Here is a 12,494-nt window from a genome sequence, read left to right on the forward strand (position 1 = left end):
TCATGTCCGAGCCATTGAACATCGTCATACTGGGACTCTCGATTACGTCATCCTGGGGCAATGGCCACGCCACGACTTATCGGGCGCTGGTACACGGCTTGAGCGCGCGCGGCCATAGCGTACTGTTTCTGGAACGCGACCAGCCCTGGTATGCGAAAAACCGCGACCTGCCCAACCCGCCTTACGGCACGACCCGCCTTTATGCCGATCTTGACGAACTGAAAGATCGGTTCACCGACGAGGTGGCGCAAGCCGATCTGGTCATCGTCGGCTCGTACGTTCCGGACGGCGTCGAGGTCGGACAATGGGTGATCGCCACGGCGCGCGGCCTTACCGCTTTCTACGACATCGATACGCCGATCACGCTGGCTAAACTGGTGCACGGCGATTGTGAATATCTGCACCCGGATCTAATCCCCCGCTACGAGCTTTATCTATCCTTCACCGGCGGTCCGCTCCTGTCCTGGCTCAAACGCTCGTACCGCGCTCAACGGGTGGAACCGCTCTACTGCTCGGTAGACCCGGATCTACATTCTTCAGACTTCGGCCCCATCGAGTACGACCTCGGCTACATGGGCACTTACAGCGAAGACCGGCAGCCGGCGGTCGAGGAATTGCTGCTGAAACCCGCGCGTCAGTGGGCACAGGGGCGATTTGCGATCGTCGGAGCGCAATACCCGGAAACGATAGCCTGGCCTCCGAACGTTCACCGCATCGAACACTTGCCGCCCGCCGCTCACCGGCGCTTCTATACCTCGCAGCGTTTCACGCTGAACGTCACCCGCCACGAGATGGTACGCGCCGGATACTCGCCCAGCGTGCGCCTGTTCGAAGCCGCCGCCTGCGGGACGCCGGTCATCTCGGATCGTTGGCAAGGTCTCAACAGCTTCTTCAAGATCGGTGAAGAAATTCTGGTGGCCGAACGCGCCGAGGACGTTCTGCGCCATCTCCAGGAGACCTCGGATGCCGAACGGACCCGCATCGGCGAGCGGGCGCGTGCCAAGGTGCTTTCGGCCCATACCTCGATTCATCGGGCCATAGAGTTGGAAAACCATGTGCGCCGGGCACGCGGGGGATTCCCTAGACCCCGCATCATTCATAGCTACGGTTAGAACGTTTTTTACTAGGGTGCAGGAACGGGCGGCATACGAAACCGTCACACCCTACACCGAACTAAAAAATGTTCTCGCCGCAAGGCTTCATTACCGAATGATCAATGCCAGGAGGTGTCGTCATGTCGCACGAATCGAAAAAAACGACGAATCACGAGGAGATTCGCCGCTGGGTGGAAGAACGGGGAGGCTGGCCCGCCACCGTTAAGGGTACCGCCGGCAAAGGCGACGAAGCAGGCATCCTGCGCATCCGGTTCACCGAAGGCGGTGAAACGCTGGAGCGGATCTCCTGGGAGGCGTTCTTCGACAAGTTCGAAGAGCAAAAGCTGGCTTTTCTTTATCAGGAAAGAACCCAGAGCGGAGAGATAAGCCGTTTTTTCAAGCTGGTGCGGCGCGACTGATCGTCGCCCCGTAGAACGCAAGAAAATACTTTCTTTGTCGCCGGCCGCACCGCGCGGAATTGGAATCCCGGACCGGGCAGCAGCCGATAAGGCGGCGGGAACCTGCAAGCGCAACCAGCAGACGGCCCGGTTGACCGAGAGGTTAGGCCACAGATGAATCATCGGTGAGCTCGACGGCGTTTTCGTCGCACCAAAGGCGCAACGCCTTTTCAGTCTCGCGGGATTCGTATTCGTACCAGCGTTCAAGCTGGTTTCGGCTATTCAAGAAATCTTTGAAGCGACCGTAAGCGCCTTTCTTTCGAAAAAACTCGGAAACGGTTTCGTATTCGCCGGGGAGTTCTTGCTCTACGAATGACAATACCAGGTTATGCCCCAAGTCCAGATCGTGCTTGTGAGGAACTTCGACGTACCTGTCTGATGTTTCGAGATCGTCGGGAACTTCTTCTTCGAAGTCGAACTCGGGTGACAAATAGTGAATCGTTCCGGTGTCCCGATCGATGAAGGCCCTGCTGTCAAAGGGCGCGCCGGAACTCACGAATTCGAAGGCATCAAGGAGATCTGAGTATCTGAGCTTTGCGATGGACATATGGTACGTGGCCTCATGTGCCGAACAATCGGCGCTTGGTGACTGGGTCAAGCTTTTGTTGTTTTAACTTCGGCTTGGTTCAGCTAAGTGAACTTCGTCATTTTGCGTAAAAAAATCAAAGCGAATAACCAAAGCGTGGGCCGTTTTGCTAACGTCACCGGTAATCGGGCCGCGTTAGCAGCTCCGGTGCACCGCCTCGTTAGGCTGTTTTTCCATCTTAACTGTCATGCCATTTCTTTCTACGACGACAAACCCCATTCGCTCATACAGCCTTTTGGCCGGATTGTCTTCAAAGGTCGTAAGACGAATGCTGACCTTTGAATAAGTAGCAAGTAGACGGTTCAAGAGCTTTGTGCCAATACCTTGGCCCTGCCGGGCAGGGGATAACTGGATGTTGTCGATGTAAATCGATGTGGGTTCTTTGATTACGCTGAGGTAACCAGCTCGTTTACCGGCAATGATCACCATGGTTATGTTCTCAACGACGAATCCGTTACGGAACTCGGTTGAAACCCAGCCTCCCCAGTGTTTACAGAATAAATCATGCATGTTCCTCTTGGTGAGACGGTAACAGTATGCGTAGTCATCAGAAGTAGCAGGTCTAAGTTCGTAATCCATTGTTCACCGCTTATGCCACACAGCCCAATCGTGAATGGGTCAGCTCGTAGGGCGGGTTAGGCGATAGCCGCCGATTCCGCGGCAAGGCGGGTTACGGCTATCGCCTAACCCGCCCTACGGACTGTTTCAGGTAAGCCGGACGGGCATTCATATGGTCACGCCGTTGACGCCCGGCGCACCAGTCAGAGTTTTTCGCCATCCTGTTAAGCGCCGGAATGCTGAATTGTTCTTGTTGCCCGCGTCAAGTCAGAAAAAGCTTACGAACTCGGCCTGATAAGACTGATACGCGATGACCGAAGCGGTTTTCCCGAAGATTCGGCGTTCTGTGGAAAACTGGCCGAAGAGGCCAAGGATGGCGTCGGACCGAATTGCAGATCTTTGTTCTGGATGCCGGTATCCAAAACACACGGATGTGATCCGGGCATACGCCGCCCTTGGCTTCTGGATTCCTTTCGAACCGTGCCAATCGCCCGGTGTCTAATTTTTGAGCTGATGAGTGATCGAACGGCGGCGATTGCGGCGTTTTGGGCACCATCGGTAACGACTTATTGAACCCATGCATCGTTCGACCGGTGCATTCCGGACAAACCGAATAGACCAGATCCGAAGGAGTGTGAAATGGCAAGCGTGCACAAATCCATAGAGGTCAACGTGCCGGTAAGAGTTGCGTATAACCAGTGGACCCAGTTCGAGGATTTTCCCAGTTTCATGGAGAACATCGTGGAGGTGCGCCAGATCGACGATAGCCATGTGCATTGGCATGCCGAGATCGGCGGAAAACACAAGGAATGGGACACCGAAATCGTCGAGCAGGTACCGGATCAGCGCATCGCATGGCGTACCACGGCCGGACCGGAGAACCACGGGATAGTGAGTTTCGAGCCGGTGGGCGGCGACCGCACCCGTGTCAGCGTGGATATCGAATATCAACCCGAGACCACGATGGAGAAGGTCGGCGATATGCTCGGAATGGTGTCTTCCAACGTGGAAGAGGACCTGGAGAACTTCAGGGACTTTCTCGAGTCACGGGGACACGAAACCGGCGCCTGGCGCGGTGAAATCCACTAAAGCGAGGCTCCGAGAGATGGCTGCGGAACACGGCTTGCCGCGTCATCTTTCAAGTCCCGATCGGCCATCGCCTTTTGACTGAAAACCAAAGGAGCGCAGTCCAAGCAAGCCGAGACGAAGCGCTCTCCATTCCAAACCCGCTTTGTCCCCTCTCGCTACGTCCTCCCCAATTCGCCCTCCTGTTTGGCCGAATAAGGAGTTTGGGGAGGGCGGGGCGAGAATGCTTGGCCGTTCCCGGCGAACGGACGCATTTGTCGGCAAGGGATTGTCGATCAACGACAGGTTGGGTCACGACAACCGCGTGCGGGGCGGCCCTCCGCTCCAATCGAGATTTCCCGCTCGCTGGACGGCAGAAATCGTCATCGGTCGGATTTATCAGGCATAATTCCTTTAATAAAACCAGCCCGCGAGAATTCGATGATGCAGATTTTCCGCACCAAAAGAACTACCACGGACGACTTCCAGGACAGTGGACTGAGACGCTGCCTCGGAGCGATGGATCTGACTCTCCTCGGCATCGGCGCCATCATCGGTACCGGAATCTTCGTACTGACCGGCATTGCCGCCGCGACTCAGGCGGGGCCCGCGGTAATCATTTCCTTCGTGATCGCCGGTCTCGCCTGCACCTTCGCCGCGCTGGCCTATGCCGAGCTAGCCTCGAGCGTCGGCGGATGCGGCAGCGCCTACGGATACAGCTATGCAGCGTTCGGCGAGCTGACAGCCTGGATCATCGGCTGGGACCTGATCTTGGAATACGGGCTCTCGGTAGCCGCCGTGGCCAACGGCTGGTCCGGCTATTTCAACAACGCCTTGACCGCCATCGGTTTGCCGCTGCCCGATTACCTGACCCATGCGCCGGAGCTGGGCGGCATCATCAATCTTCCGGCGGCCGGCATCGTGCTGATTCTCATGATCCTGCTGATCATCGGGGTCAAGGAAAGCGCCCGGCTCAATTCGCTGATGGTTTTCATCAAGCTGCTGACCATAGGCATATTCGTCTCGGTCGCGCTGTTCAACGTCGATCCGGCCAACTGGCAGCCCTTCATGCCTTTCGGCTGGTTCGACCACACGGCCGAGGGCAAACCGATCGGCATTTTCGCGGGAGCGTCCATCGTTTTCTTCGCCTATGTCGGGTTCGATGCCGTCTCGACCGCCACCGAAGAAGCGCGCAACCCGAAAAAGGACGTGCCGGTCGGCATCGTGACGGCGCTGGCTTTCTGTACCTTGATATATATCCTGGTCGCCGGCCTGCTGACCGCGGTTGTTCCCTACACGGAACTCAACGTGTCCTCTCCCGTGGCCCACGCGCTCCAGCTGTTGGGTTTGAACTGGGCGTCCGCACTGGTGGCGACTGGCGTCATTGCCGGGCTGACCACGGTCATGCTTGTGCTCTATTACGCGCTCACCCGGATCATTTTCGCGATGGCCCGCGACGGTCTCCTGTCTCCGTGGTTTTCGACCGTCAACCGGAAAACCCAAACGCCGGTGAGAGTCATCATCCTGTGCGGCTTTCTGATCGCATCCGTAGCGGGTTTCGTGCCGCTGAGCGAACTTGCCGAACTGGTTAACATCGGTACGCTGTTCGCATTCGTACTCGTCTGCCTCGGCGTCATGATTCTCCGCATCACCGACCCCGGCATGCACCGTCCTTTCAAGACACCGGCCAACCCCGTGCTCCCGATACTCGGCGTCCTCTCGTGCGGAGCACTGATGGTTTTTCTTCCGACAACCACCTGGTACCGGTTCATAATCTGGCTCGGTATCGGGCTGATCGTCTATTTCGTCTACTCGGTACGCCACAGCAAGCTCGCGAAAGCGGACGAAGCGCAGACTAGCGAGATCTAGAGCGTTTTTCATCCCGGTGTACGGCTTCGTGTCGGGCGGGAAGAACGTAGGTCGGCAATCCCTTGCCGACTTATCGGCTCGGCAAAGGACTTTGTGGGAAGGGGCGTCCTGGCGCTCCCAGGACGGCCGTTTGCGATTGGGAAGGGATTGCCGACCTACCTATCGGGCTCTCTGACACCGAATCGGAAAATGCTCTAGCCTGCCATAGCCAGAGATAGACAAGCCGGTCCGATCGAGAACTGCGCCAATGTCAGCGGCGGCCGTTGGAGGAGGATGGGGATGAATCGGATTTGTGCCGGGCCACATCGGCGGTCCAGACCAGCCTGACGCGGCTTTTTTTGGCCTTGGTTTCCAGCGGCGCCGCAGTGCCGGCTTGACGCCCGGAGGCCGCGTCTAGAGTCGGTTGCCGCCGTGGAGAAACGATGGTTTTCGGATCGAGAGGCTCGTAGCTGCCGCGCACTCGATCGTCGGGTACCCGACCGATATGCAGCCTGGGCCGGCCTTGCCAGTTTCGTGCATCGTGCAGGAGCTGCGGCGGGCGCACCGTTCGGTATGTGGCACTCGAATCAAATCGGCTTGCTTCATCCACGTCTCCGGAACTTAACGCCGCGGCTCGCGCTCTTTCGCGACTACGCTGATGCAGCCATGCTCTCAGCTCCTTCAGCCTCACCCGCTCGTCCTCGCTGAATTCGAGATCGACGTCGTTGAGAGTAGCCGATTCCACTTCTTCGGATCCTTCGTCAACGTCCGGCACCGGACCGAACTTCTGAGCCGTGGCCGGGCAGGAAAACCCCCATATGACGAGAAATCCCCCCAAAGCCTTCACTGACCAATTGTTCACTATCATCCCCCGCGAAAATCTATGCGAGTCTGCCTCTCTATTCGGGCATGAGGCCTTTGCCTCGCTCAGCGGTTTACACCGCCTTCGGAACCATCAAGACTTCCGGTTGCAGCGATCGCCTTAGCCGTTTCTCGTACTCGCCCCAAAACGACATCGTCCTGGAGAACTCCACCGCCTACGATCGGCGGGCAAAACACACCGGATTCTCCGGAACACCGCACTAAATCAAGGCATTGAGAATGGCCAATAAAATAACGGCGCCGAGCACCGCTGTCGCGAAGCTTATCAAAGATGTCGGACGCTCCACACCCGGCTTTCCTCCGAATCCCAAACGGTCGGCAATCCAGCCGCCGAGAAAGGCGCCTATGATACCCACGGCGATATTACCCAGCATTCCCATCTCGTCTCCCCGACCGACGATCAGGCTTGCTACCCAGCCGGCGATCCCGCCGAAAATAATCCAAAGCAACATATCGATATCTCCCTGTTACGATAACAAAATCGGGAACATCAGTGGCGCAACTGTTCCCGCGATATCGGTATCCGGATTCGGATAATCCTCTAAATTGGGCACATTTTCAGGGTTTTGGTTCCTCCGAACTATTTCTTCGATTTTTCTGCGTTCGAGATCGCGTCCGGGTAAAACAACGGCTGATCGGCGACTTTGAAGTCGGCAATGGTTTTTTGCCCCTCCGTGCCCGTGACGTAGTCGATGTATTTCTTGGCCAGCTCGTAATTCACGTGTTTATGCTTCTTCGGATTTACGGCCATGACATGATAGGGATTGAACAGCGCCGGATCTCCCTCGAATAGAAGCTTCACGGTCAATTTGTCCTTGCCCGCGAGAAAGGTTCCCCGGTCGGTCAGCGCGTAATACGCCTTGTCGTCGGCCATGCGCAGCACGGCTCCCATGCCCTGCCCTACCGAAAGATACCATTCGCCTTCCGGCCGCAGCCCCGCTTTCCGCCAAAGAGTCTTTTCCTTGACATGGGTTCCCGATTCGTCGCCGCGGGAAACGAAGCCCGCCTTGGCCGCGGCGATTTTCTTGAAAGCTTCGTCCGCGGTCTTTGCGTTCCTGACACCGGCGGGATCCGTTTCCGGGCCGACGACGACAAAGTCGTTGTGCATCACGGGCTTGCGGTCGACACCGTTTCCCGCCGCCATGAATTTCTCTTCCGCATCGGGGTCGTGCACGAAGACGATGTCGACATCGCCGCTTTCGCCCAGTTTCATCGCCTTGCCGCTGCCTACGGCGATCACGTCTATCCTGGCCGTGTGCTTTTTCTCGAACGGCGCATTAAGCACCGGCAAGAGCCCCGTGTTCTCGGTACTCGTCGTGGTCGCCATTTTCAGCACCTGTTCGGCCAGGGCCAGGGGGGTAAAAACAACCGAGGCGATCAGGCCGAGAACAACAAGACGATTTCTTAGCATGTTGAATCCTTTTTTGAAGAGCCGATCGGAAACGTAGGTAAATTCATGGACGAGCACCATCCACGTCCCGGCTATTTTTGCTCATCATCGCGAAAACGCAAAAGTCAGACGAATATCGCCCAGCCTGAAACGACCAAATGACGTTCCCCGAGGGTGGGTATCGCAAGACCCGCCTTCCCCGGCCCTTAGTCCATGACTTGCCTCGCCTTTGACGCCATGCTTCGGAGTCTTTCCCGATCGTCGGCGCTCAGGTTCGCGGGCTGAACATCGATTTCCACCTTCTTCAAGGTGCCGGTGAACCGATTGGGCGAAGCGTAGGCGGCGCTTACCGGAGATCCCGAGTCTTCGCCGATGTCGAAGGTTTCGTCGGCGGAAAAACGTCCCCAGGTGGTATGTTCGATCCGGCCTTCGCCGGCCTTCTTGTCGTTGACGAAAAGCGCCGCCGTGCCGCCCTTGCCTATGCCGCCACCGTCGTAGCGGAACTCCATGCGTATGGTATTCGGTCCCGGAGACAGCGGCTCCGAGCCGGTTACGCTGTAACGGGCCTGGGTGACGTAGTTGTACTCGTAAACCGGCCGTCCGTCCTTGACGTAGAGGGCGAAGCCTCCCACCACGCCGCCCTCGGCAACGAGTACGCCGTCCGCTCCGCCCTGGGGCACTTCTATCTCTGCCGTAATGATGTGCGAGCGGTTCTTGACCGGAGCGGCCGAGCCTTCCGGAATGCGCACACCGCCCGGGTAGTAGGTGAACCGTGTCCGTCCCTCGATCAGGCTGGGCCGCAAGCCGGGATCGGTACGCTCGGTCAAGCGATCGTCCAGTGGGAGAACCTGGAACTTCTTGGCTTGCACCCAAAACTCGTCCTGAAGCTTCTTGAGCTTGTCGGGATGTTTCGCGGCCAGATCGTCGGCTTCGCTGAAATCGCGATCCAGGTCGTAAAGTTCCCATTGATCCTCGTCGAAATCGAAGGTCCCGGTGGTCCACGGCAGCCGGCCGTGACGGGCGGCGGCGATCCAGCCGTTCCTGTACAGCGCCCGGTTGCCGAACATTTCGAAATACTGTACCTGCCGCGTGCCTTTTGCGTTCGCATTATCGAAGCCGTACAGCATGCTGACGCCTTCCATCGGCTTCTGCTTGACGCCGTTCACCTCCGTGGGTATCGGGATCTTGGCCGCTTCCAAAATGGTCGGCACGATGTCGATGACGTGGTGGAATTGCGTGCGAATGCCGCCTTTGTCCTTGATGCGATCCGGCCAGGCAACCACCATCGGATTGCGTACGCCGCCCAGGTGCGAGGCGACCTGCTTGCCCCATTGAAACGGCGTGTTCATCGCCCAGGCCCAGCCCACCGGGTAATGGTTGTAAGCGTTGGGCCCGCCGATTTCGTCCAGGTGCTGCACCAGCAAAGCCGGATCTTCGGATAAACCGCCGATGGCCGCCATTTCGTTGAAAGCGCCGTAGAGAGTGCCTTCCATGGAGGCGCCGTTATCGCCGATGATCCAGAAGACGACGGTATTGTGCAACTGGCCGACCTGCTCGATGGCGTCGAGCACGCGGCCCACCTCGTAGTCGGTCTGGGCGGTGTAGGCCGCGAAGGCTTCCATCAGCCGCGCGGCCACCCGCTTCTGGTCGGGCGTCAGCGAGTCGTAGGCCGGTATTTCCTTCGGCCTGGGTGTGAGCTTGGTATCCGGCGGGATCACGCCCAGCTTGAGCTGGCGCTGATAGGTCTCTTCGCGGTACTTGTCCCAGCCCTGGTCGAACTGTCCCTTGAACTTGTCGAGCCACTCCTTCGGCACATGATGTGGGGCGTGCGTCGCGCCCGGAGCGTAATAGACGAAGAACGGCCGGTCGGGCGTGACCGACTGTTGCTGAAAGATGTAGTCGATGGCCTCGTCCGCCAGCGCGTCGTTGAGCGTGTAGCGCCCTTCTCGGCCCTTCGGAACCTGCATCTCCACCCGCTGATGGTCGCGGTAGAGCGCCGGCGCCCACTGGTTGGCCTCTCCGCCGAGGAAGCCGTAAAAATGATCGAAGCCTTGCAGTCCCGGCCAGCGGTCATAGGGGCCCGATACGCTGGTCTCCCAGTCCGGGACATTGTGGTTCTTGCCGAAGAACGCGGTGCTATAGCCGTTCTGGCGCAGAATCTCGGAGACCATCGCGGCGCTCTTGGGAATCTGGCCGGTGTAGCCGGGATAGGCGGTGCCGGTCTCCGTGATCGTGCCGGTACCGACCGAGTGGTGATTGCGTCCGGTCAGAAGAGCCGCGCGGGTGGGCGAACAGAGAGCCGTGGTGTGGAAACGCGTGTAGCTTAGCCCGGCCTTCGCCAGCCGGTCGAGATTGGGCGTCGGAATCTGCCCGCCGAAGGTGCCCCACTGGCCGAACCCGGAATCGTCGATCAAAACCACCAGGACGTTCGGAGCACCGGCCGGCGCTTTGACAACCGGAATCTTGTCCGGCTGAGAGTCCTTGTAAGTGCGTCCGATCTTGCCCTTGAAGGCAGGCTCCGGCGCGGGCAGCACCGTGCCGCGCGGGCCCTCTGCCCATGCGGCGGCAAGCGAGAACGCCAGCAGTATGATCACCCTGAACGGCAACCAGGGGAACATGCCCAAGCGCCGCTTCTGAAAACGGGGTGCGTCCATTTCGATCTCCTTTCGTGGTTTCGCTTCCTTTCCTTCCTCAATTAGACAGGAATTGCCTCGGAAGAACGATCCTGTGCGTTCCTCTCAAGGATGATTTCGCCTTCGAAGTTCGACAACGTGATTCAAATGTGAATCGTTGTCCGCGTCCCTTGTCAAATAGGCGTTATCTTGCGCATCGTCGGCTGGCTCTCGATCGTTCTTGAGCGGCGAGAGAGTCGAACGAGCATGACACGCCGACAAGGAGGCACAGCATGTACGGTAGGAAACCACCACGTCCCAGCGGCGGCAACTCGATCGTGCTGACATGCGCGTTCGCGGCGAGCGTGATGCTGACTGCCGGGGCTGCGACTGCCGCAGACATTACCCGCGGATCGACCACGGGCCAAACCGACGCCCCGGGGTACGACCATCCCAACCAATACCTTCACGTTCAGGCGGAAAGCATCGCGGAAAACATGGAACCGGTGATCCCGCACGCCGACCAGGAGCGGGAAGCCCGGCAGAAGCTCGACGAACTGGAACAGAAATTCGGTAAGAAGCCGAATATCCTTATTTTCCTGATGGACGACGTGGGCTGGATGGACCCAGGGTTCAACGGCGGCGGCACCGCGGTCGGCAACCCCACCCCGAACATGGACAAGCTGGCCCGGGAAGGTCTGATCCTGACCTCGGCCTATTCGACGCCGAGTTGCACCCCGACCCGAGCGAGCATTCATACCGGTCAGAACCCCCTGCACCACGGGCTCTTGCGGCCGGCCCTGTACGCCGAACCCGGCGGACTGGACGGGGCGGTGACTATCGCCGACGTGCTCGACGATTTGGGTTATTTCACCCAGGGCGTGGGCAAGTGGCACATGGGCGAGAACGAAGGGTCCCTGCCTCAAAATGTGGGTTACGACGACTATTACGGCTTCCTGTCGGTGTCGGACATGTACACAGAGTGGCGGGACGTGTACTTCAACCCGGAAATCGCCCTGAGTCCTTCGCGGACCGAGATGATGGAAAAACTGCCCTTCAACCGCAACAACGTGCACTGCGTGAAGGGTCAGAAACAGTGCGAAAACACCTACGAGATCAACCTGACGACGATCAAGAACCTGGATCAGGACTGGGCCGCCTACAGCGAAAAATTCATCCGGGATAGAGCCGACAACGACCAGCCCTGGTTCCTCTATCATGCGCCCCGAGGCTGTCACTTCGACAACTATCCCAACGAGGAGTACGCGGGCAAGTCCCCGGCGCGCACCGTCTACAGCGACTGCATGGTGGAAATGGACGATGTTTTGGCCCGCTTGTACAAGGCCCTGGAGGACAGTGGGCAAATCGAAAACACGCTGATTATCCTGAGCTCCGACAACGGACCCGAATGCGAAGTGCCGCCCCACGGCCGCACCCCGTTCCGCGGCTGCAAGGGCTCGACCTGGGAAGGCGGCGTACGGGTACCGACTTTCGCCTACTGGAAAGGGGTGATCAAGCCCAGAATCTCGGACGGCTTGTTCGATCTGACCGACCTCTTCAACACCGCGGCATCTCTGGCCGGAGCGCCCGGCGCCGAGGTGGCCAAGTACGTGCCCGCGACCGGGTACTATATCGACGGCATCGACCAGACCTCGTTCCTGCTGGCCGACGAGGGCGAATCGAATCGCCGCAGTATCATCTATACCCTCGGTGATCAAATGTCCGCGATTCGCCTCGATGAATTCAAAATGTATATGGTCGTCGAGCTCGAGCAGGCGGTCTTCGACCGGGGCTATACGGGCGGGTTCACCGGTGCCATCGTCGAAACGATCCCCGGAGGCGCGGTCGTCAATCTCTACACCAACCCGGGCGAAGATGTCGGCGAAGGCATCAGGCACCTCCCCGTCACGACGGTGATAAGCCAGGAAGCCGAACGCTACGAAGCCGTCCTGGAAAAGTACCCGCCCAACATCAAGATAGGCTTCTGAAGGTGGCTCGATA

At 58.6% G+C, this 12,494-nt stretch carries 11 protein-coding genes; 5 read left to right on the top strand and 6 right to left on the bottom strand.

The window, feature by feature from the left end:
- Positions 1–2 precede the first annotated feature (2 nt).
- A complete protein-coding gene (locus ACR2R1_RS09700; RefSeq protein WP_077729344.1) occupies positions 3–1,112 on the top strand; it encodes a CgeB family protein in 1,110 nt (369 codons plus the stop codon).
- Positions 1,113–1,234: 122 nt separating this feature from the next.
- A complete protein-coding gene (locus ACR2R1_RS09705) occupies positions 1,235–1,513 on the top strand; it encodes a hypothetical protein (RefSeq protein ID WP_077729343.1) in 279 nt (92 codons plus the stop codon).
- A 142-nt stretch (positions 1,514–1,655) separates the two neighbouring features.
- Here the strand turns inward: ACR2R1_RS09705 and ACR2R1_RS09710 are convergent, their stop codons facing one another.
- Positions 1,656–2,099, bottom strand: a complete 444-nt coding sequence (locus ACR2R1_RS09710; protein ID WP_156880664.1) for a UPF0158 family protein — start codon at positions 2,097–2,099, stop codon at positions 1,656–1,658.
- Between the two features lie 174 nt (positions 2,100–2,273).
- Positions 2,274–2,648 (bottom strand): GNAT family N-acetyltransferase, encoded by a 375-nt coding sequence (locus tag ACR2R1_RS09715; protein WP_280859364.1) that lies wholly within the window; start codon positions 2,646–2,648, stop codon positions 2,274–2,276.
- A gap of 687 nt (positions 2,649–3,335) precedes the next feature.
- Here ACR2R1_RS09715 and ACR2R1_RS09720 point away from each other — a divergent pair.
- Together ACR2R1_RS09720 and ACR2R1_RS09725 are read left to right on the top strand one after the other, a co-directional pair.
- On the top strand, positions 3,336–3,785 hold the full coding sequence (locus ACR2R1_RS09720; RefSeq protein WP_077729339.1) for an SRPBCC family protein: 450 nt from the start codon (positions 3,336–3,338) through the stop codon (positions 3,783–3,785).
- 417 nt (positions 3,786–4,202) lie between these two features.
- Positions 4,203–5,630 carry an amino acid permease gene (locus ACR2R1_RS09725; protein ID WP_434113888.1) on the top strand — a complete coding sequence of 476 codons (1,428 nt, stop codon included), beginning with the start codon at positions 4,203–4,205 and terminating at the stop codon, positions 5,628–5,630.
- 250 nt (positions 5,631–5,880) lie between these two features.
- On the opposite strand, the gene ACR2R1_RS09730 is transcribed toward ACR2R1_RS09725, so the two are convergent.
- From ACR2R1_RS09730 to ACR2R1_RS09745, 4 genes are all read right to left on the bottom strand, one after another.
- Positions 5,881–6,471, bottom strand: coding sequence for a hypothetical protein (locus ACR2R1_RS09730; RefSeq protein ID WP_434113890.1), 591 nt, complete (start codon positions 6,469–6,471; stop codon positions 5,881–5,883).
- A gap of 220 nt (positions 6,472–6,691) precedes the next feature.
- Positions 6,692–6,943: a GlsB/YeaQ/YmgE family stress response membrane protein gene (locus tag ACR2R1_RS09735; RefSeq protein WP_205780696.1), complete on the bottom strand. Its 252-nt coding sequence runs from the start codon at positions 6,941–6,943 to the stop codon at positions 6,692–6,694.
- Between the two features lie 128 nt (positions 6,944–7,071).
- A complete protein-coding gene (locus ACR2R1_RS09740; RefSeq protein ID WP_434113893.1) occupies positions 7,072–7,902 on the bottom strand; it encodes a substrate-binding domain-containing protein in 831 nt (276 codons plus the stop codon).
- A 185-nt stretch (positions 7,903–8,087) separates the two neighbouring features.
- Positions 8,088–10,535, bottom strand: coding sequence for an arylsulfatase (locus tag ACR2R1_RS09745; RefSeq protein ID WP_086133968.1), 2,448 nt, complete (start codon positions 10,533–10,535; stop codon positions 8,088–8,090).
- A 251-nt stretch (positions 10,536–10,786) separates the two neighbouring features.
- On the opposite strand from ACR2R1_RS09745, the gene ACR2R1_RS09750 reads away from it, so the two are divergent.
- Entirely contained in the window at positions 10,787–12,481 is a 1,695-nt protein-coding gene (locus ACR2R1_RS09750) for a sulfatase-like hydrolase/transferase (protein ID WP_086133967.1), read from the top strand.
- The last annotated feature ends 13 nt before the right edge of the window (positions 12,482–12,494 follow it).

The organism is Methylocaldum sp. GT1TLB (assembly GCF_051027445.1).
In the GTDB taxonomy this organism is placed as follows: domain Bacteria; phylum Pseudomonadota; class Gammaproteobacteria; order Methylococcales; family Methylococcaceae; genus Methylocaldum.

Excerpts from the sequence above, each read along its gene's own strand:
- ACR2R1_RS09700 (WP_077729344.1), top strand. The coding sequence starts at position 3 with ATGTCCGAGCCATTGAACATCGTCATACTGGGACTCTCGATTACGTCA.
- ACR2R1_RS09705 (WP_077729343.1), top strand. The coding sequence starts at position 1,235 with ATGTCGCACGAATCGAAAAAAACGACGAATCACGAGGAGATTCGCCGC.
- ACR2R1_RS09710 (WP_156880664.1), bottom strand. The coding sequence starts at position 2,099 with ATGTCCATCGCAAAGCTCAGATACTCAGATCTCCTTGATGCCTTCGAA.
- ACR2R1_RS09715 (WP_280859364.1), bottom strand. The coding sequence starts at position 2,648 with ATGCATGATTTATTCTGTAAACACTGGGGAGGCTGGGTTTCAACCGAG.
- ACR2R1_RS09720 (WP_077729339.1), top strand. The coding sequence starts at position 3,336 with ATGGCAAGCGTGCACAAATCCATAGAGGTCAACGTGCCGGTAAGAGTT.
- ACR2R1_RS09725 (WP_434113888.1), top strand. The coding sequence starts at position 4,203 with ATGATGCAGATTTTCCGCACCAAAAGAACTACCACGGACGACTTCCAG.
- ACR2R1_RS09735 (WP_205780696.1), bottom strand. The coding sequence starts at position 6,943 with ATGTTGCTTTGGATTATTTTCGGCGGGATCGCCGGCTGGGTAGCAAGC.
- ACR2R1_RS09740 (WP_434113893.1), bottom strand. The coding sequence starts at position 7,902 with ATGCTAAGAAATCGTCTTGTTGTTCTCGGCCTGATCGCCTCGGTTGTT.
- ACR2R1_RS09745 (WP_086133968.1), bottom strand. The coding sequence starts at position 10,535 with ATGGACGCACCCCGTTTTCAGAAGCGGCGCTTGGGCATGTTCCCCTGG.
- ACR2R1_RS09750 (WP_086133967.1), top strand. The coding sequence starts at position 10,787 with ATGTACGGTAGGAAACCACCACGTCCCAGCGGCGGCAACTCGATCGTG.